The following is a 17,613-nucleotide window of genomic DNA, read 5'->3' as shown; positions in this document are numbered from 1 at the left end:
ACGGGCAGGGAAGCAGCGACGGGCCGGACACCGTGGCGCTTGGTGTCCGGCCCGCCGCCGTTGGCTGCTGTGGGTCAGCCGTCCCACATCGCTTCGCCCTCTTCGCCGTTGCGGGGGGCTTCGTGGCGGGCGATGTCGGGGGCGTGCAGGCGCCGGAAGTTGGGGAACAGCTCCTGCGCGGCCGAGGCCGCCTTGATCAGCAGGGAGTGGACGTCGGCGATGGCGTCGACCACGGGCTTTTCCACCGGGTAGCGCTCGGCGCTGCGGACCTGCAGCAGGCTGACGGCGGCAGCGATGTTCTCAAGACCGTCGGGGATGCCCTCGTACTCGGCGGCCACCTGCCGCATGTGGCCGGGCTCGTAGCGGGCGTAGACGTGGGCGATGTCCTGGCAGGCGGCCACGAAGTGCGAGGGACCGAGCTGCTGGTAGCCGCCGTCGGGACGGCGTTCGAGGATGTTCCACATGTGCTCGTTGACCCGCGGCTCCTCCAGCCGCTTCAGGTCGTGCTCGTGCAGCCCGGCGAACAGCGGGCCGACCTCGGCGGCCTTCTGCGCGGCCTGGTGGACCAGGGCGTAGACCTGGGCGACCAGGTCCGCCATCCGCGCATCGGCCGGGTACTGGTCCGCGGTGTTCACCGCGAGCTGGCGGACGGCTTCTCCGACGGCGGTCACGCCCTCGGGCAGGCCCCAGTACTCGGCGGCCACCGCGAGCATCATGGGCGGGTCGTACTTGGCGTAGGCGTCGCGGACCGCTTCGGTCTCGCGCTGGAAGTGCGACATCAGGTTCCCTCCGAAGTGCGCGGTTCCCCAGGTGGGGCGGCTGCGGCCCGGCTCGGTGAAATCGGTCAGGACATCGGGACGGACCGCGGCTGCGAAGGCCTGCCGGGCCCGGTCCATCCGGCGCCGCCACACCCAGCGCGCCACGCGGGCGCCCCAGGTGGCCGGGCCCTTGGACCACGCCCGGCCGAACAGCCGGGCCACCGGCGCCAGCAGCAGCCCCGGCAGCGCGGCCAGGGCACCCGCGCAGGCGGCCAGCCCGGCGGCCTGCGCGGTCCGGGCCAGGAACGGACCCAAAGCCCGCAGCCGCTTCCCCAGCGCCGCCCGCGCAGCCTTCACCAACCGGCCCAAACGGCCCCCGGCAGTGCGGGCACGCTGTGCCAGAGCGGCGCGGGCGGCCTTGGCCTTGCCCACGGCCGCCTTGCCGGCGCTGCGGATCCGGCCCCGGGCCGCCTGCCCGGGACCGGAGTTCCACACCGCCCGCCCGGCACCCGCCACCCCGCGTCCGGCCCGGCCTGCACGCCGAGCAGCTGCCGCCACCGTCGACCGCACCCGACCCGACCCCACACGACCACCCGAAGTGTTCCCGGCCTCGGAGCCCGCGCCGGAACCCCGCGGGCCCCTGCCCCGGCGGGATCCCAGCAGCGACCCCATACGCCCGGTGCCGGAGCCGCTGCTGCCGCGACCGGACCCGCCCCCGGCCGAACCGCGACGGCCACCCGTGCCGACAGCGGAGTTCCCTCGGGCCGGGCCCCCGAGCCCGGAGACCGAACCCGTACGGCCGCTCCACCCCTGCCGGTTCCCGGCCCGGGCGCCCCGGCCGGATCCGGCCGGGCCGGAGCCGCCAGTCCTCGGCGTGCTGGCCATCGGGCTGGACGCCGAAGTACCGGAGCGGCGCTGACGGCCGATCAGCCCACCGGAACCACGCCCAGCAGCCCCGCCACCACCGGCGGAACCACCACGACGACCACCGGCAAGGCCACCGCCCGCCCCACGGGAAGAGCGGCGGCCGCCGCCCCGGGAGCCGCCCGCGCTGCCGAAGGCGGCGCTCCCTCCGGCCCGTCCGGGCTTGCGGGGGCCGGTGGTCCGGCGGGAGCGGACTGCCTTCGTGGCCGCAGCAGCGGCGGTCGCGGCCGTGACCACACCGGCCGCCGTGACCGTGCCGACGATCCCGGTGGCGGAGTAGAGCGCGGCCCCACCGGTGGTCAGCACTTCCGCGCCGAACAGCGATGCCGGCAGCGCCCGCAGCGTCCCCCGCGGGGCACGACTGGAGCCCTCTGCGCTGGGCTGGTCGGCCTGGTTGACCGTGACCTCAATCGGAACGACCTGGGCGTCCTGGCCGGACGGGACCTCGGTGTCGGTCGGGGTGTCCGGATTCTTCGGCTTGGGCGCCGTGGTGTTGGACACTGATACAGCTCCTCTCGGAGTGAAAGGGCGCCCCCGGCCGGGCCGTAGGAAGCGGGCCGGGGGCGCCATGCGAACGGCCCAGTTCAGGGCCCTCAAGCGGCAAGCGCCGGAGCATCCGCGCAGACCACGCAGACGCCCAAAGACGCGGGAATGGTGTAGCCGCGGTCCACGCCACAGCCAGGACACAGACGGCGAGCGGCCATAGCCTTGCCCAGCGCCGCCCACTTCGCGGCCGTCATCGGCCGAACCGGCTTCGCGGCGTCGATCCGGTAGAGGTAGGCCACCAGCGGCCCGCGCCGGCGACGCGGGCGCTGGAGTTCCGCGACGACATCCTGACCCCCGGGGCGTAGCCCGAGGGCGCGGAGCTGCCGGCGCGTGGCCAGCCCCTCCGGCGCCAGGCGCCAGAGGTAGACGGGCAGGGTGCTCATCAGCGGTCAGTGCCGTTGACCGCGGCCAGGGCGCGCGGTTGGTGCGCGGCGAGCTGCGCGGCGCGCGCGGATCGGAAGTCCCGCAGCCAGTTGCGGGCGTTGCCACCGTCGACGCCGAACCGCTCGGCCAGCTCGGCCGCGGTCGGCTCGGCCCGGCCCTGGGTGGTGTCCAGGGTGTGGAGGTAGTGCTGCCAGCCCTCCTGCTTGGCAGGCGACTTCCACACCGGACCGTCCCCCGTGGTGGCGCCGTCGGGAGCCTGGGGGGTGAGGGCCGCGAGGTCCCCGCGGAGCCGGTCACGGATGAGCGTGGCCTGCTGAATCTCCGCGTTGAGCTGCGTCAACGCCTCCTGCCGCCCCCGCCCCTGCTCGTCGGCCTGCCGTGCCTGAGACAGCAGGGAGTTCAGCGCGTCCTGCTGCTCGGCGGTGGCGTTCCGCACCTGAGTGAGAGCCTGTTCGGCGTCGGTGCGCAGCCGTTGGGCGTCGGTCTGCGCGGTGGTGAGGATGTCTGCCGCGCGCTGCCGCGCGGCGTCGGCTTCCTGCCGCGCGGTCTCCGCGCGCTGCCGCGCATCCTCGATGGTGGCGGTCGCGCCGTCCTGGTCTTCCAGAGCGGCATCCCGCGCCCGCTGCACCCGGGCCAGTTCTTCCCGCGCGGCCGTCAACGCCTCTTCCGCGCGCTGCCGCGCGGCCTCGGCCTCCTCCCGCGCGGCATCCGCGCGCCGCCGCGCACCCTCCGCCTCCTCCGCCAGAGCAGAGGAGGCGATGCGCTGGGCCCCGGGCGTGACCGCCAGATCCTCGATCATCGCCAGGACAGCCAGGGCGTCGGAGTAGTCCAGCCGCGCAACCTCCTCCGCCCGGGTGAGCGCGGCCAGGCGCCGCGCCAGGGCGAGCGACTGGTTCGGGTCGGTGGCCACGTCCGCACGGTCCAACGCCTTCTGGGCCCGCCCCCGCAGCTTCTCCCGACGGCGCTGGGCCCGCCGGGCGGCCCGCGGCGACCCGCCGGCCGGGGTGCTCTCCAGGGCGAGGCGCAGGCGGTAGACGTGCAGGGCGGCCCGCTGGGCCATGGCGGCGCGGGCGATGGCCGAGGACGAGGTACGCGCGTCCAGCCCCAGGAGAGCGAAGATGCCCGACCAGGCGTGCTGCCACAGCAGCGCCACCAGCCGCGCCGGGCCCGGCCGCACATCCTCATCCGGATCGTGCCGCGGGGTGTGGAGCTTGCTGCGCAGTTGCAGTTCGATCAGCCACGCGGCCAAGGCCGGCACCGCGGCGAGCACCGGCCGGGCCCACCAGTTCGGGGCGTGGACGGCGTTCATCGCGCCGGAGAAGCTGACCAGGGTCCAGGCGGTGCGGTGCATCAACCGCAGCTCCCGCGTCCACCCGACCTCGGGGTCGGCAGCACGGTAGAGCATCACCAGCAGCGTCATCTCCGCCGCGTCGAACACCGAGATGAACGCCACCGCAAGGACCTTGGGCAGGTGCACGGTGTCGGTGGCAAAGCCCCACAGCCCGTAGACACTGACCGCCACACCGCCCAGCGCCACCACGGCCTGCGGGCCGATACCGGCCAGCCACGCCGACTTCCGCAGACGGCCCACACCCCACAGCGCGACAGCGACCGCGACCAGCGCACAGACCAGCGGACCGGCCCAGGACAGCCAGCCGGGACCGTCCGGCACGATGCCAATCAGGTTCTGGATCATCCCTGGCCACCGCCTTCCGCAACCGCCAGGGACCGCAGCGACACGACGCACCAGGCCACCTCCGAAGCGGGAGCGCCACTGGCCACCCACCGCCCCTCAGCCGCACCGCATGCCTCGGCGTGCCGCTTGGCGGCCGGCCGGTCGGGGTGGATGCTGTGGAGCTGCCCGAAGTGCAGCAGCGCAACAGCCTCAGCCATCGCGTTCAGGTCGCCGCTCAGCGCGTCGATCCGCGCGGCCTGCTCAGTCACCGTCGCACGCGCGCTGGCCAGCAGGGCCTCCGTGCACTCCAGGACCTCCCGGAGAATCACCGCGTCGGCTCGTTCCGCGTCGACCTCGCGCTCAGCGGCATCCGCCTTGGCGCTCAGGTCGTGGACGGTACGCACGTGGCGGGCGTAGGCGGCATCTGCGGACGCCTGTACCTCCCGCGAACGCGCGCGGGCCTGGTCGGCCTCCTGCTGGAGGGCGACCAGACGGGTGCGGGTGATAATGCGGATCACCGCTCCTCCTTCCGGCGGACGCTGACAGCGCCCAGCAGAACGACCGCGCTCGCCGGGTCATCGGGGATCTCGCTGTACTCGATCCACTCCCACTCGACCTCGTCCGCGACCGTGTAGCCGAGCGCATCCAGGGCCTGCGCGCGCTGCGTGAGCGTCGGCACACCAGCGGCACGGCCGAAGTCATGCTCCGGCCACACCGCCGTGGTGTTCAGGAGCACCACGTACAGCCGCCACCGGCCGTCGCGGGCCGCCATCTGCGCGATGAACGTCTGCTCCATCACGCCACCTCCGGCGAACCCGCGGCGCGGTTGCTCAGCTCCCGGCGGGCGGCCAGCACCCGCCGGCGGGCCCGCCGGACCCGCCGCCGGTCCAGCGGCAACGGGGCCCGGTCCAGCGTCGCGATCTGCGCGTCCAGCAGCTCGACCTCCGCCCGGATCAGCGGCATCTCGTGCTCGATCGCGTCCAGCTCCGCGGCCGTCGGCTCACGGTCGAACTCGGCGGCGGTAACAACCGCCTGAACAGGAACGATGTACCTCATTGGGTCGTGTTCTCCTTCACAGTGGACGGCCCGAAGGCACCCCTCGGAGCGGCTACTCCGGGGGGTGCGGGCCGTTGCGGGGTGGTGGATCAGGAACGGGACAGGGCGCGTGCCGCTGCGCCCGCCAGGGCGTCGGCCGCGTCGACGGCCGACTCACGCCAGGACGCCAGGACGGCAGCGTTCGAGGCGCCGCGCATCTCGTACGTGGCGCGCACAGCGGCGTCCACATCGGCACGGAGCTGCGGCAGCAGCGTCGTCAGGGCGACCTGCGGGGCGGTGACGGCGGACCGGGTGACGTGGCTGGCCTCGCGGGCAGCAGCGACATCGGACGGCGCCGCACCGGACAGCCGCAGGTCCTCGCGCACCCACATCGCGCGGCGGTGATCGGCCAGCGCGGTGCTCAGCTCGCACAGGGCCTTCAATGCCTGGTCCCGCAGAGCCTCGCGGCGCTGCGACCGGGCCGCGTAGTACTGCTGGACACCGACGACACCAGCACCCAGCACGGTGCCGATGACCGCGACAACGGCGGCAGCGATCTCCATAGCTCCCCCTTTCGGGGCCGGGCGTTCCGGCTCCCCTCAGCCCCGCCCGTACGACACCGCGCAGTACGCGGGACCGGACGGGCGGAGGAGGCAACCGGCCGCCCTCGGCTACGCCTTGCGCACGGTCAGCTCGTTCGGTTCGTAGCCGCGAGAGCGCAGCGAAGCTTCGACCTTGGTGATGGCCTCCTGCCGGGAGGAGGAGGCCAGGCGGCCCCTGACGTTGTAGGTGTCGGGGTAGCACTCCTCGTCGCTGACCACAGCGGTGAAGGTGTAGACCTCGGTCTTCTTGCTGGACATGGACTTCTCCCTTGTCGGGTCGAATCCAGACGGATGTCCGGCTCCCCTCGGCCCCGCCCGTACGGCACCGCGCAGTGCGCGGGACCGGACGGGCGGAGGAGGCAACCGGCCGCAGCGCGAAGCGCCGCGGTGGTGGAGGCGGACCGGTTGTCGTGAAGGCGCCGCCGGCCGGTCCATCAGGGCGGCGCCGAGATATGTCGTCGGTTCACACCGACCTCCCAGAACGCGGGGACACGGCTTCACCGGTGCGCCGTTGCCACGGAGCACCGGTCCCGAGCCGGTGGAATCGGGCGCGTCATCGTCGCTGCTCTGACGCCAGCAGGGCGGCGCGCATCAGGTGGCGCCCAAGGGGCTGTCCTCCAGAGGTGAAGGCATGCTCCCCGAGAGCGTTTCTCCAGAGCTGACACGCAGGGCAGGACAGGTTCGCCTGCCACAAAGTGGCCGCCATGGCCATCACCCGGGCCGTTGCGGGGACGGGGACTCGAACCCCGTCGAATGAACGCTGTTGAGTTCTGAAGGAACGACCGCTTCCTTTCAACCCGTGTCACGGGGCCGTCCGGGCGACCCGGAACTTCGTGTCGGAAGTTCCGATGAGCAAGAAGGTAGAGCCATCCATGAGGGTCCGTCAACTACTTCCGACACGAAGTCAGGTTGCGATGCACTGGCGTCCTGAGCACGCACATTGACGAATCGTCACCTGACCAGCGGCGACATCCGACACGAAGCGGATCGGCGAGATCGAAACTTCCGACCGGAAGTTGGGTAACCTGCTGGGCATGGCATCCAAGGCAGCCCCGGGGGTCCGGGACATCGCAGACGTCCTGCTCGATCGCATCGCCAAGGGCGACCTCAAGCCCGGCCAGAAGCTCCCCAGCACGAGCGACCTGGTGAAGGAGTTCGGCGTCGGGGACAAGTCGATCTACCGCGTGATCTCGCTACTCAAAGCGAGTGGGCAAGTCGAAGGCCGCCAAGGTAAGGGGGTCTTCGTACGAGATGTACGTCCCCTTGAGTGGCGCCTCCATCAGTTCGAGCGGGGAGACCGGCGCGACGACAGCGCCACCGGCCGCGACGACTGGAAGGCCGCCGCCTCGGAACAAGGCCGCGAGGCCACTCAGGACACCCCTCAAGTCAGCGTCGAGCCCGCTCCCGAAGACATTGCGGCCTGGCTGGACATCGCGCCAGGCACGTTCGTCGTTGCCCGCCGCCGCGTCCGTCGCGTCGACGGAACCCCGTTCCAGCTCGCAGACTCCTGGTTCCCCACCGCCGTGGCCCTGGACACGGACCTCATGGTCGAAGAGGACGTCACCCGGCCCGGCGGGATCCTCGCCTTCAGCGGACACCCGCAAAAGCGGCTCCGAGACGAGATTCGTTCATGGCCGCCGGCCACGCCGGAAGAGGCCGCCCGCCTGCAACTCCCCGAGGGAGTCGGAACTCCCGTCACGCGTCACTCCCGGGTGGGGTACGGCGAAGACGGCGTGCCGGTCCGAGTCATGGTGACCGTGGCGCCGGGGCACCTGAACACTCTCGTCTACGAATTGGACGTCTGATGAACGATCACGAGATCCGGCGCGCCACGACGAACGACAGTGACGCCTTGATGGGTCTGAGGATCGAAGCTGAGACCTGGCTTGCGGCAGCCGGTATCGATCAGTGGCGAACGCCAGGGTTCCGTGATCGAGCCCTGGCGAAATGGAAGGTGGACATCGAGCACCACCGGACGTGGGTAGTGGAGAACGGTGCCGCCATCCTTGCCACCGTGACCCTTGCTCCTCCAGACCGGGACTTCTGGAACGAGGAGGACGAGCCCGAAACGGGCGTCTACGTTGCAAAGCTCATCACTGCGAGGAAGGCTGCCGGCCAGCAGCTCGGCGGGCGCATTCTCGACTGGGTCGGCTCCGTAGCTCGCTCACAGGGAAAGCCTTGGGTCCGGCTCGATTGCTGGCGAGCCAACGTCCCCCTTCAGGAGTACTACTTGCGCGAGGGCTTCCATCACGTGCGCACAGAGGCGCCTTCGCACCGGCTCTCAGGCTGGATGGCGCAACGCTCCGCCCACGTGACCATGCACCAGGACGCTCCCCTAATGCAGCAGACGCTCCCAGTTCCACTGCAACCTCAGAAGGGTCTCCGGGTGCCCGGTGAGTGAGCGATACGCGGCCCACGTACCGGGATTCGCAGGGGCCTTGCTGAGTCTCGGGCCATCACCGGAGGGCACAATGAGGGCACAACAGCCTCGCGCGGGTTCAACGGCAACCAACGCCAGCAAACGCCATTTCACCTGCTCAGCGGCGTGGCTTGACAGTCTCTGCCGATGATGCCCGGAGGGGCGGCACCTCCGCACAAGGTGCCGCCCCATTCAGGTGCCGAAGCCGCCGGGTCGAGGGTGAGTCCCGGCGGGTGCTCCGGCGTGCGTGGCGAGGCGCCGACCGTCGCCCCGCCACTTCTCAGCGGTGGTCGCTGCCCTCGCTCTCGGCGGCCGCACGGCCCGCCTCGAGACGCGCCACCGGGATCCGGAACGGCGAACAGGAGACGTAGTCCAGTCCCGCCTCGTGGAAGAAGTGGACCGAGTCCGGGTCGCCACCGTGTTCGCCGCAGACGCCGAGCTTGAGGTCGGGACGGGTGGCCCGGCCGGCCTCGACGGCGTTCCGGACCAGCGAGCCGACACCGTCACGGTCGATCGTCTCGAACGGGCTGACGCCGAAGATGCCCTTCTCCAGGTACGCGGTGAAGAAGCTCGCCTCCACGTCGTCCCGGGAGAAGCCCCACACGGTCTGGGTGAGGTCGTTGGTGCCGAAGGAGAAGAACTCGGCGGCCTCCGCGATCTGGCCGGCGGTCAGCGCGGCCCGCGGCAGCTCGATCATGGTGCCGAGGGTCAGCTTGAGGTCGGTGCCGGTCGCGGCCTCCACCTCGGCGATGACCTGCTCGGCCTCGTCGCGCACGATCTCCAGCTCCTGCACCGTGCCGACCAGCGGGATCATGATCTCGGCCCGCGGGTCGCCCTTGGCGTTCTTGCGCAGGGCCGCGGCCTCGGCGATGGCCCGCACCTGCATGGCGAACAGCCCCGGGATGACCAGGCCGAGCCGCACACCGCGCAGGCCCAGCATCGGGTTCTGCTCGTGCAGCTTGTGGACGGCCTGGAGCAGCCGCAGGTCGTTCTCGTTGGGGTCCTTGCGGGACTCGGCGAGGGCGACCCGGACAGACAGCTCGGTGATGTCCGGCAGGAACTCGTGCAGCGGCGGGTCGAGCAGCCGCACGGTGACCGGCAGCCCGTCCATCGACTCGAACAGCTCGACGAAGTCGTCGCGCTGCAGCGGCAGCAGGGAGCCCAGCGCCTCGTCGCGCTCGTCCTCGGCGTCCGCCAGGATCAGCCGCTCGACCATCTCGCGCCGCTCGCCGAGGAACATGTGCTCGGTGCGGCAGAGCCCGATGCCCTGGGCACCGAAGCGGCGGGCCCGCGAGGCGTCCTCGGCGTTGTCGGCGTTGGCCCGTACCCGCAGCCTGCGCACCCGGTCCGCGTAGGCCATGATCCGGTGGACGGCCTTGACCAGCTCGTCCGCGTCCTCGGCGCCGGCGTGCATCCGGCCCTCGAAGTACTCGACGACCGGGGACGGCACGACCGGCACCGTACCGAGGTAGACCTTGCCGGAGGAGCCGTCGATGGAGACGACGTCGCCCTCCTCGATCACCACGCCGCCGGGCGCGGTCATCCGCCGCCGCTTGGTGTCGACCTCGAGCTCCTCGGCGCCGCAGACACAGGTCTTGCCCATGCCGCGGGCGACGACGGCCGCGTGCGAGGTCTTGCCGCCACGCGAGGTCAGGATGCCCTCGGCGGCGATCATGCCGTTGAGGTCGTCGGGGTTGGTCTCCCGGCGGATGAGAATGACCTTCTCACCCGAGCGGGACCACTTGACCGCGGTGTAGGAGTCGAAGACCGCCTTGCCGACGGCCGCGCCCGGGGAGGCTGCGATGCCGCGGCCGATCTTCTCGGTCTTCGCGTTCTCGTCGAACCGGGGGAACATCAGCTGGGCGAGCTGGGCGCCGTTGACCCGCTGCAGCGCCTCGGCCTCGTCGATCAGCCCCTGGTCCACGAGCTGGGTGGCGATCCGGAAGGCGGCACCCGCGGTGCGCTTGCCGACCCGGGTCTGCAGCATCCACAGCTGACCGCGCTCGATGGTGAACTCGATGTCGCACAGGTCCTTGTAGTGCGTCTCGAGGGTCTCCATGATCTGCATCAGCTGGTCGTACGACGCCTTGTCGATCCGCTCCAGATCGGCCAGCGGCACGGTGTTGCGGATACCGGCGACGACGTCCTCGCCCTGCGCGTTCTGCAGGTAGTCGCCGTAGACGCCCTGGTGGCCGCTGGCCGGGTCGCGGGTGAAGGCGACGCCGGTGCCCGAGTCCGGGCCGAGGTTGCCGAAGACCATGGAGCAGATGTTGACCGCGGTGCCCAGGTCGCCGGGGATGCGCTCCTGGCGGCGGTAGAGCTTGGCGCGGTCGGTGTTCCAGGACTCGAAGACGGCTCGCACGGCGAGGTCCATCTGCTCGCGCGGCTCCTGCGGGAACTCGCGGCCGGTCTCCTTGGCGACGATGCCCTTGAACTGCTCGACGAGCCGCTGGAGGTCGGCGGAGTCGAGGTCGATGTCGACCTTGACGCCCTTGGCCTGCTTGGCCTCCTCGATGGCCTCCTCGAAGAGGTCGCCGTCGACGCCGAGCACGGTCTTGCCGAACATCTGGATGAGCCGCCGGTAGGAGTCCCAGGCGAACCGCTCGTCCCCGGCCTGCGCGGCGAGCCCGTTCACCGACTCGTCGGAGAGGCCGATGTTGAGGACCGTGTCCATCATGCCGGGCATGGAGAACTTGGCACCGGAGCGTACGGACACCAGCAGCGGGTCGTCCGGCTGGCCGAGCTTCTTGCCCATGTTCTGCTCGAGCGCCTCGAGGTGGGCGCTCACCTCGTCCCGCAGCGCCGGGGGCTCGCTGCCGCTGTCGAGGTAGACCTTGCAGGCCTCGGTGGTGATGGTGAAGCCCGGAGGCACCGGGAGACCGAGGTTGGTCATCTCGGCGAGGTTGGCCCCCTTCCCGCCGAGCAGGTCCTTGAGGCCCTTGTTGCCCTCGGTGAAGTCGTAGACGAACTTCTGCTGATCTTCTGTTTCCGACACGGGACTCGACTCCTCGCGGACGGCTGCCCTGACGGCCGGGAGCGTACCCAGATCGAAGGCATGTGAGTACGTCCACTCGGCCGTCATGCGGCTGTAACCACTCGTCCGCCACCAGATCGAAAGTGCGGAGCTCGAAGGCCACTCATCTGAGCGTCTTTAAGAATTGAACTCATAACTACTGAGCGCTACTACTATGCGAGATTCAATCACTTACCGCGAGAAGATTGTTCAATTCTAGAAGCTTCAATGGGTGGCACCCAGTGCCACCCATTGAAAAGGCGCACCCCGCCTCCGAGCGCTCATCTGAGCGGACGCCCTATCAGGGGTGGCGAGGATCACGCGCTCAGCGAAGGCCGAATCTCATTCCGTGGACACATTCGGAGCGACGTCAGCTCAGATGAGCATCCGCGCGGCGACCCGCAGCGTCGACCGTTTCCGTGACACGGAGACTCAAAGTGACCAGCTCCGGACGGAGCGCGACGAAGGGTGGGGCCGGCAGCATGCCAGGGCACCATCTCCTGGTCCTGACCGTGGACGGCGCAGCTCCCGATGTGCTCGTCACCGCCGCGCAGGCGGGCTCCGACCGCCCAGCGGCCCCGGGATCTCATCGGCCGGCCCGAGCCGGCCCGCACATGTGAGCAGGGGCTGGCCGACCTCGCCGGGCTGCGCATCCCGGCGAACGGCCCGGGCGGGGAGCCGCTGCGGGTGCCCGGGGCCGGCATCCGCTGGTTCCTCGCCCTCTCGCGGCGCGACTCGCTGCTCACCTCGCTGTTCGCCCTGCCGTACCGGCCCGAGAGCCGGCCGCCGCGACCCTGCCGGCGCTCGCCGCGGCCCAGGGCACGGCGTACGACGAGCCCCCGGCGCTCGGCGGCACCGGCCGGCAGGAGCAGCCGGGCCGAATCCCGCACGCCGTCCTCGGGGTCAGCCGCCGGAGGTGTCGAGCTCCGCGTCGGCCCCGATCCCGGCGCAGTCGTAGGGGTCGTCGAGCCAGCCGTCGGGCAGGACCACCCGGTTCCTGCCGGACGTCCGTCCGCGCGGGCCGTCCGCGCCCTGCGGCCAGGGCTGGTCCAGGTCCAGCTCGTTCAGCAGAGCGTCCAGCTCGTCGAGCGACGAGGTGATCGCGAGCTTCTTGCGCATCTCCGAGCCGATGGAGAAGCCCTTGGTGTACCAGGCGACGTGCTTGCGGAAGTCGATGACACCCCGTGCCTCGTCCTCCAGCCACTCCCCCAAGAGCTGGGCGTGCCGCCGCATGACGACCGCCACCTCCTTGAGCGTCGGGGCTGCCGGTCCGGGGCCGGTACCGGCCTCGCCCGGCTCACGCCCGTCCGGGTTCTCGAAGGCCGCGACCAGGTCTCCGAAGATCCACGGACGCCCGAGGCAGCCCCGGCCCACCACGACGCCGTCGCAGGCGGTCTGCCGCATCATCCGCACGGCGTCGTCGGCCGACCAGATGTCCCCGTTGCCGAGCACCGGGATCTCCGGCACGGCCTCCTTGAGCCGGGCGATCGCGTCCCAGTCGGCGGTGCCGCCGTAGTGCTGCGCCGCGGTGCGCCCGTGCAGGGCGATCGCGGTGACGCCCTCCTCGACAGCGATGCGCCCCGCGTCGAGGTAGGTGATGTGGTCGTCGTCGATGCCCTTGCGCATCTTCATGGTGACCGGCAGGGAGCCTGCGCCCGCGACGGCCTCCCGGAGGATGGAACGCAGCAGGTTCCGCTTGAAGGGCAGGGCGGAGCCGCCGCCCTTCCGGGTCACCTTGGGCACCGGGCAGCCGAAGTTGAGGTCGATGTGGTCGGCCAGGTCCTCGTCCGCGATCATGCGGGCGGCCTTGCCGACCGTGACCGGGTCCACTCCGTAGAGCTGGATGGAGCGGGGCTTCTCGGTCCCGTCGAAGTGGACCAGCCGCATCGTCTTGGCGTCCCGCTCGACCAGCGCCCGCGTGGTGATCATCTCGCTGACGAACAGCCCCTTGCCGCCGCTGAACTCGCGGCACAGGGTGCGGAACGGCGCGTTGGTGATGCCGGCCATGGGGGCCAGGACCACCGGCGGCTGCACCGTGTGCGGACCGATCTGCAGCTGGGTCATCGGGAGAGCGTCCTTCAGGCGTGACGGGCGGGTCGGCGTCCCCGCGGTGCGGTCTCGGGGACCGGGTATCCGGCGGGACGGCCTCCCATTGTCCCGCATCCGCGGGGACGGTTGTCCCGCATCCCGGGGACGGTCCGCACGGTGCGGTTCCTCGTGGCCACCCGACCGATGGTTGTACGGTTCAACCGTGTCCGGACTCAGCCACCGGCGGCGGCTGCTCGTGCTCGGTATCTGCTGTATGAGCCTGCTGATCGTCAGCCTCGACAACACCGTTCTGAACGTCGCCCTGCCCGCCATGCGCCGCGACCTGGACGCCTCCGTCCCGGGCCTACAGTGGACCATCGACGCATACACCCTGGTGCTGGCCTCGCTGCTGATGCTGGCCGGCTCGACGGCGGACCGGATCGGTCGGCGGCGGGTGTTCAAGGCGGGTCTGGTGCTGTTCACCGTCGGCTCGGTGCTGTGCAGCGTGGCTCCCGGCCTGGGCTGGCTGGTGGCCTTCCGGATGGTGCAGGCCGTCGGGGGCTCGATGCTCAACCCGGTGGCCATGTCGATCATCACCAACACCTTCACCGAACCCCGGGAGCGGGCCCGCGCGATCGGCGTCTGGGGCGGGGTCGTCGGAATCAGCATGGCCGCCGGACCACTGGTGGGCGGGGTGCTGGTGGACGGTGTGGGCTGGCGGTCCATCTTCTGGCTCAACCTGCCGGTGGGGCTGGCGGCCCTGGTGCTCACGGCCCGGTACGTGCCCGAGTCGCGGGCGGCACGGCCCCGGCGGGTGGACGCCGTCGGCCAGTTGCTCGTCATCGCCCTGCTGGGATCCCTCACCTACGCGATCATCGAGGGCCCGGCGGCCGGCTGGACCTCGCCGCTGATCCTGACCTGCGCCGCCGTCGCGCTGCTCGCCGCCGTGACCCTGGTGCGCTACGAACAGCGCCGCGAGGAGCCACTGATCGACCCGCGGTTCTTCCACAGCGCGCCGTTCAGCGGAGCCACGGTCATAGCGGTGAGCGCGTTCGCGGCGCTGGGCGGCTTCCTGTTCCTCAGCACGCTCTACCTGCAGGAGATCAAGGGGCTGTCGGCGCTGCAGGCCGGGGTGTGGATGCTGCCGATGGCAGCGACGACGTTCGTCTGCGCACCGCTGTCCGGACGGCTGGTGGCCGTCCGCGGTCCCCGGCTGCCGCTGCTGCTCGCCGGGGTGTCGATGGCCGCGAGCGGTCTGCTGTTCGCGGTGTTCGACGCGCAGCGCTCGGACGGACTGCTGCTCACCGGCTACGTGCTGTTCGGCGTGGGCTTCGGCCTGGTGAACGCGCCGATCACCAACACCGCGGTCTCCGGCATGCCGCGCTCCCAGGCGGGCGTGGCCGCGGCCGTCGCCTCCACCAGCCGGCAGGTCGGTCAGTCGCTCGGGGTGGCGGTGATCGGCGCGGTGCTGGCGACCGGGGTACGCGCAACGGCCGACGCCGGGGCGTTCGTCGCGGCGAGCGGCCCGGCCTGGTGGATCATCGCCGGGTGCGGTGCGGTGGTACTGGCCGTGGGCCTGGCCACCACCGGTGGCTGGGCGGCCCGATCGGCCCAGCGGACCGCCGCCCTGCTCGAGCCGGGCACGGTGGATCAGGCGTCCGCGAACTCGAGGGCGTGAAGCCGCTCCAGCCGCTCGCGCGACTCGTCGTCCGCCGGGACGTAGGTGACGATCCGCGGCCCCTGCCGGGGACTCAGCCAGAGGCTGGTGTGGTGGAGGTGCAGCATGCCGACCCGGGGATTCCGGATGCGCTTCAACTGATCCGTCGCGTTCAGCACCTCGTGCTCCTCCCAGAACGTCCGGAACGCGGGCGAGACCCGCTGGAGCCGGTGGAGCAGCGTGGTCCAGGCGGGCTCGGCGAGGTGTCCGGCCATCGCCGCCCGGAACTTGGCCACCATCGCCCGCTGCGACTCCTCGAGATCGACCAGGGCGGCCTGCCAGTCGGCGTTGGTGAAGCCCAGCCACATGCAGTTGCGGTCCTCGTACGGCAGCGCGTCGAGGTCGACGATCAGCCGCGCGAAGCCGCGGTTGTAGGCGAGGACGTCGTACCGGCTGTTCTGGACACAGGCCGGGTACGGCTCCAACTGCTCCAGCATCAGGCGCAGGGACGGGGAGACTGTGGCGCACGTGCGCCCGGGCGCCGGGTCGGACACCGCGGCGAGCGCGAAGAGGTGGCTGCGCTCGCTCGGGTCGAGCAACAGGGCACGGGCGACGGCATCGAGGACCTGCGCGGAGACGTGGATGGGGCGCGCCTGCTCCAGCCAGGTGTACCAGGTGACCCCCACCGCGGAGAGCTGCGCGACCTCCTCACGGCGCAGGCCGGGCGTACGGCGACGCCGCCCCCGGGGCAGTCCCACCTGCTCGGGGGCGATCCGTTCCCGGCGGCTGCGCAGGAAGGCGGCGAGCGCGGCCCGCTGCGCCGCTTCCCCCTGGGGGCGCTTCGGGACGGTGGCCCGGGTGCCCGACTCCTGCACCGCCGTCCGGGACTGTGGGGTAGACCTGGACCGCGGGGCCGTCCCGGGCAGCAGGGTCGTCTCCGACCGCGGGGTCGACCTGGATTGCGGGGCCGTCGCGGACTGCGGGGTCGTCGCCTGCGCTGGAGTGGTCATAACGTCAGGGTGCCGCACCGTTCAGCCCGTTTCCAGGTAGTCCCGATACCAGGATAAGGAGACTCTGGTACCCGGCTCAGCGCTGATCGATGCTCGGAATCGTGAGCGATACCCGACTACACACCCCGACCTCCACCCACACCGCGGAGACCGCTGCCGCGCCGCCCGCACTCGGCCGACTCGGCCTGTTCACCGTGCTGCTGGGCGCCTCCCTTCCTCTGATCGACTTCTTCATCGTCAATGTCGCCCTGCCGTCCATCGACCGGGAGCTCTCCGCCGGCCCCGCACTGCTGGAACTGGTGGTGGCGGGGTACGGCGTCTCCTATGCCGTCCTCCTGGTGCTGGGCGGCCGGCTGGGGGACATGTTCGGTCGCCGCAGGCTCTTCCTCGCCGGAATGGCAGCCTTCGGCCTGACCTCACTGGCGTGCGGCGTCGCGCCGGACGCCTGGTCGCTGGTCGCCGCCCGGGTGGCGCAGGGCGCCGCCGCGGCCCTGATGCTCCCCCAGGTGCTGGCCACCATCCAGGCGACGACATCCGGCGCCCGCCGGGGGCGCGCGCTGAGCCTGTACGGCGCGACGGCGGGGCTGTCGATGGTCGCCGGGCAGGTCCTCGGCGGCGTTCTGGTGGCGGCCGATCCGGCCGGGACCGGCTGGCGTTCGGTCTTCCTGGTCAATGTGCCGGTGGCGCTGCTCGGCCTGGCGCTTGCGGCCCGTACCGTCCCGGAGACCCGCTCCGAACGGCCCGCGCCGGTCGACCTGCCGGGCACCGTCCTGCTGGGCATCTCGCTGACCGCGCTGTTGGTGCCGCTCACCGAGGGACGGGCCGCGGGCTGGCCGCTGTGGACCTGGGTCCTGCTGGCGGCGGTCCCCTTCACGGTCGGCGCGTTCTGGGCGGTGGAACGACGGGCCGACCGGCAGGGCCGTACGCCGCTGGTGCCGCCGAGCCTGCTGGCGTTGCCGGGGCTGCGGCGCGGGCTGCCGATGGTGCTGCCGTTCTCCATCGGCTTCGGCGGCTTCATGTTCGTCGTGGCGGTGGCGCTTCAGCAGGGGCTGCACCTCGGGCCGGTGGCGGCCGGCCTGGCGCTGGTACCGATGGCGCTGGCCTTCTTCATCGCCTCGCTGATGGGCCCGCGGCTGATCGGCCGGTACGGCAGCCGAGTGGTGACCGCCGGTGGACTGCTCCAGGCCGCGGGACTGGCACTGATCGTCATGGCCGCACTGCGGAACTGGCCGGAGCTGGGCTTCGGGGACCTGCTGCCGGGCACGGCACTGGCCGGGTTCGGACAGGGGTTCCAACTGCCCGTGCTGTACCGCATCGTGCTGGCGGACGTGCCGGGGGACCGGGCCGGGGTCGGCAGCGGTGTCATGGTGACCACCCAGCAGTCGAGCCTGGCGCTGGGCGTGGCCACCCTCGGCAGCCTGTTCCTGGTGCTGGACGAAGCGGTGGGAATGCGCGACGCGCTGGTCGGCACGCTCGTCGTCCAACTGGGCCTGGTGACGCTGACGGTGCTGCTGAGCCTGCGGTTGCCGCGCACGGTGACCTGAGGGGCGGGCCCGACGAGC

15 protein-coding genes and 1 pseudogene are annotated in these 17,613 nt (G+C 71.6%); 5 read left to right on the top strand and 11 right to left on the bottom strand.

Annotation, left to right across the window (positions count from 1 at the left end; all coding sequences use genetic code 11):
* Window positions 1-74 precede the first annotated feature (74 nt).
* The 8 genes from ABT112_RS06610 to ABT112_RS06575 all read right to left on the bottom strand — a co-directional run bounded on the left by ABT112_RS06610 (window position 75) and on the right by ABT112_RS06575 (window position 6,182).
* A complete protein-coding gene (locus tag ABT112_RS06610) occupies window positions 75-2,183 on the bottom strand; it encodes a hypothetical protein (RefSeq protein WP_351506270.1) in 2,109 nt (702 codons plus the stop codon).
* A 92-nt stretch (window positions 2,184-2,275) separates the two neighbouring features.
* A complete protein-coding gene (locus ABT112_RS06605) occupies window positions 2,276-2,611 on the bottom strand; it encodes an RRQRL motif-containing zinc-binding protein (protein ID WP_351506268.1) in 336 nt (111 codons plus the stop codon).
* The gene (locus ABT112_RS06600) at window positions 2,611-4,308 is read right to left on the bottom strand and encodes a coiled-coil domain-containing protein (RefSeq protein WP_351506266.1); all 1,698 of its coding nucleotides are present in this window, start codon (window positions 4,306-4,308) and stop codon (window positions 2,611-2,613) included. Before ABT112_RS06600 ends, ABT112_RS06605 begins: the two co-directional genes overlap by 1 nt.
* Window positions 4,305-4,805, bottom strand: a complete 501-nt coding sequence (locus ABT112_RS06595; protein WP_351506263.1) for a hypothetical protein — start codon at window positions 4,803-4,805, stop codon at window positions 4,305-4,307. Before ABT112_RS06595 ends, ABT112_RS06600 begins: the two co-directional genes overlap by 4 nt.
* Window positions 4,802-5,083 (bottom strand): DUF6303 family protein, encoded by a 282-nt coding sequence (locus ABT112_RS06590; protein ID WP_351506261.1) that lies wholly within the window; start codon window positions 5,081-5,083, stop codon window positions 4,802-4,804. Before ABT112_RS06590 ends, ABT112_RS06595 begins: the two co-directional genes overlap by 4 nt.
* Window positions 5,083-5,343: a DUF6284 family protein gene (locus ABT112_RS06585; RefSeq protein WP_351506259.1), complete on the bottom strand. Its 261-nt coding sequence runs from the start codon at window positions 5,341-5,343 to the stop codon at window positions 5,083-5,085. The genes ABT112_RS06590 and ABT112_RS06585 overlap by 1 nt, the downstream gene beginning before the upstream one ends.
* A gap of 89 nt (window positions 5,344-5,432) precedes the next feature.
* Window positions 5,433-5,885, bottom strand: coding sequence for a plasmid transfer protein KilB (gene kilB / locus ABT112_RS06580; protein ID WP_351506257.1), 453 nt, complete (start codon window positions 5,883-5,885; stop codon window positions 5,433-5,435).
* A gap of 108 nt (window positions 5,886-5,993) precedes the next feature.
* The gene (locus tag ABT112_RS06575; RefSeq protein ID WP_351506255.1) at window positions 5,994-6,182 is read right to left on the bottom strand and encodes a hypothetical protein; all 189 of its coding nucleotides are present in this window, start codon (window positions 6,180-6,182) and stop codon (window positions 5,994-5,996) included.
* 776 nt (window positions 6,183-6,958) lie between these two features.
* On the opposite strand from ABT112_RS06575, the gene ABT112_RS06570 reads away from it, so the two are divergent.
* Together ABT112_RS06570 and ABT112_RS06565 are read left to right on the top strand one after the other, a co-directional pair.
* Window positions 6,959-7,729 carry a GntR family transcriptional regulator gene (locus ABT112_RS06570; RefSeq protein ID WP_351506253.1) on the top strand — a complete coding sequence of 257 codons (771 nt, stop codon included), beginning with the start codon at window positions 6,959-6,961 and terminating at the stop codon, window positions 7,727-7,729.
* Window positions 7,729-8,325, top strand: coding sequence for a GNAT family N-acetyltransferase (locus ABT112_RS06565; RefSeq protein ID WP_351506251.1), 597 nt, complete (start codon window positions 7,729-7,731; stop codon window positions 8,323-8,325). The genes ABT112_RS06570 and ABT112_RS06565 overlap by 1 nt, the downstream gene beginning before the upstream one ends.
* A 298-nt stretch (window positions 8,326-8,623) precedes the next feature.
* On the opposite strand, the gene ppdK is transcribed toward ABT112_RS06565, so the two are convergent.
* Window positions 8,624-11,338: a pyruvate, phosphate dikinase gene (ppdK, locus tag ABT112_RS06560; protein WP_351506249.1), complete on the bottom strand. Its 2,715-nt coding sequence runs from the start codon at window positions 11,336-11,338 to the stop codon at window positions 8,624-8,626.
* A 609-nt stretch (window positions 11,339-11,947) separates the two neighbouring features.
* On the opposite strand from ppdK, the pseudogene ABT112_RS06555 reads away from it, so the two are divergent.
* Window positions 11,948-12,252, top strand: a pseudogene (locus ABT112_RS06555) (glycogen debranching N-terminal domain-containing protein); the annotation flags it as partial.
* A 7-nt stretch (window positions 12,253-12,259) separates the two neighbouring features.
* On the opposite strand, the gene dusB reads toward ABT112_RS06555, so the two are convergent.
* Window positions 12,260-13,420 (bottom strand): tRNA dihydrouridine synthase DusB, encoded by a 1,161-nt coding sequence (gene dusB, locus ABT112_RS06550; protein WP_351506246.1) that lies wholly within the window; start codon window positions 13,418-13,420, stop codon window positions 12,260-12,262.
* Between the two features lie 187 nt (window positions 13,421-13,607).
* Here dusB and ABT112_RS06545 point away from each other — a divergent pair, with 187 nt between their 5' ends.
* Window positions 13,608-15,062, top strand: a complete 1,455-nt coding sequence (locus ABT112_RS06545) for an MFS transporter (RefSeq protein WP_351506244.1) — start codon at window positions 13,608-13,610, stop codon at window positions 15,060-15,062.
* On the opposite strand, the gene ABT112_RS06540 is transcribed toward ABT112_RS06545, so the two are convergent.
* The gene (locus ABT112_RS06540) at window positions 15,035-15,916 is read right to left on the bottom strand and encodes a helix-turn-helix transcriptional regulator (protein ID WP_351506242.1); all 882 of its coding nucleotides are present in this window, start codon (window positions 15,914-15,916) and stop codon (window positions 15,035-15,037) included. The genes ABT112_RS06545 and ABT112_RS06540 overlap by 28 nt on opposite strands.
* 236 nt (window positions 15,917-16,152) lie before the next feature.
* On the opposite strand from ABT112_RS06540, the gene ABT112_RS06535 reads away from it, so the two are divergent.
* On the top strand, window positions 16,153-17,595 hold the full coding sequence (locus ABT112_RS06535; RefSeq protein WP_351506240.1) for an MFS transporter: 1,443 nt from the start codon (window positions 16,153-16,155) through the stop codon (window positions 17,593-17,595).
* The last annotated feature ends 18 nt before the right edge of the window (window positions 17,596-17,613 follow it).

Source organism: Streptomyces sp. NPDC002055, assembly GCF_040296705.1.
In the GTDB taxonomy this organism is placed as follows: domain Bacteria; phylum Actinomycetota; class Actinomycetes; order Streptomycetales; family Streptomycetaceae; genus Streptomyces.
This window is presented reverse-complemented; position numbering and strand designations above follow the sequence as displayed.

Coding starts and splice junctions, on each gene's coding strand:
- ABT112_RS06605 (WP_351506268.1), bottom strand. CDS start 2,611: ATGAGCACCCTGCCCGTCTACCTCTGGCGCCTGGCGCCGGAGGGGCTG.
- ABT112_RS06600 (WP_351506266.1), bottom strand. CDS start 4,308: ATGATCCAGAACCTGATTGGCATCGTGCCGGACGGTCCCGGCTGGCTG.
- ABT112_RS06590 (WP_351506261.1), bottom strand. CDS start 5,083: ATGGAGCAGACGTTCATCGCGCAGATGGCGGCCCGCGACGGCCGGTGG.
- ABT112_RS06585 (WP_351506259.1), bottom strand. CDS start 5,343: ATGAGGTACATCGTTCCTGTTCAGGCGGTTGTTACCGCCGCCGAGTTC.
- kilB (WP_351506257.1), bottom strand. CDS start 5,885: ATGGAGATCGCTGCCGCCGTTGTCGCGGTCATCGGCACCGTGCTGGGT.
- ABT112_RS06575 (WP_351506255.1), bottom strand. CDS start 6,182: ATGTCCAGCAAGAAGACCGAGGTCTACACCTTCACCGCTGTGGTCAGC.
- ABT112_RS06570 (WP_351506253.1), top strand. CDS start 6,959: ATGGCATCCAAGGCAGCCCCGGGGGTCCGGGACATCGCAGACGTCCTG.
- ABT112_RS06565 (WP_351506251.1), top strand. CDS start 7,729: ATGAACGATCACGAGATCCGGCGCGCCACGACGAACGACAGTGACGCC.
- dusB (WP_351506246.1), bottom strand. CDS start 13,420: ATGACCCAGCTGCAGATCGGTCCGCACACGGTGCAGCCGCCGGTGGTC.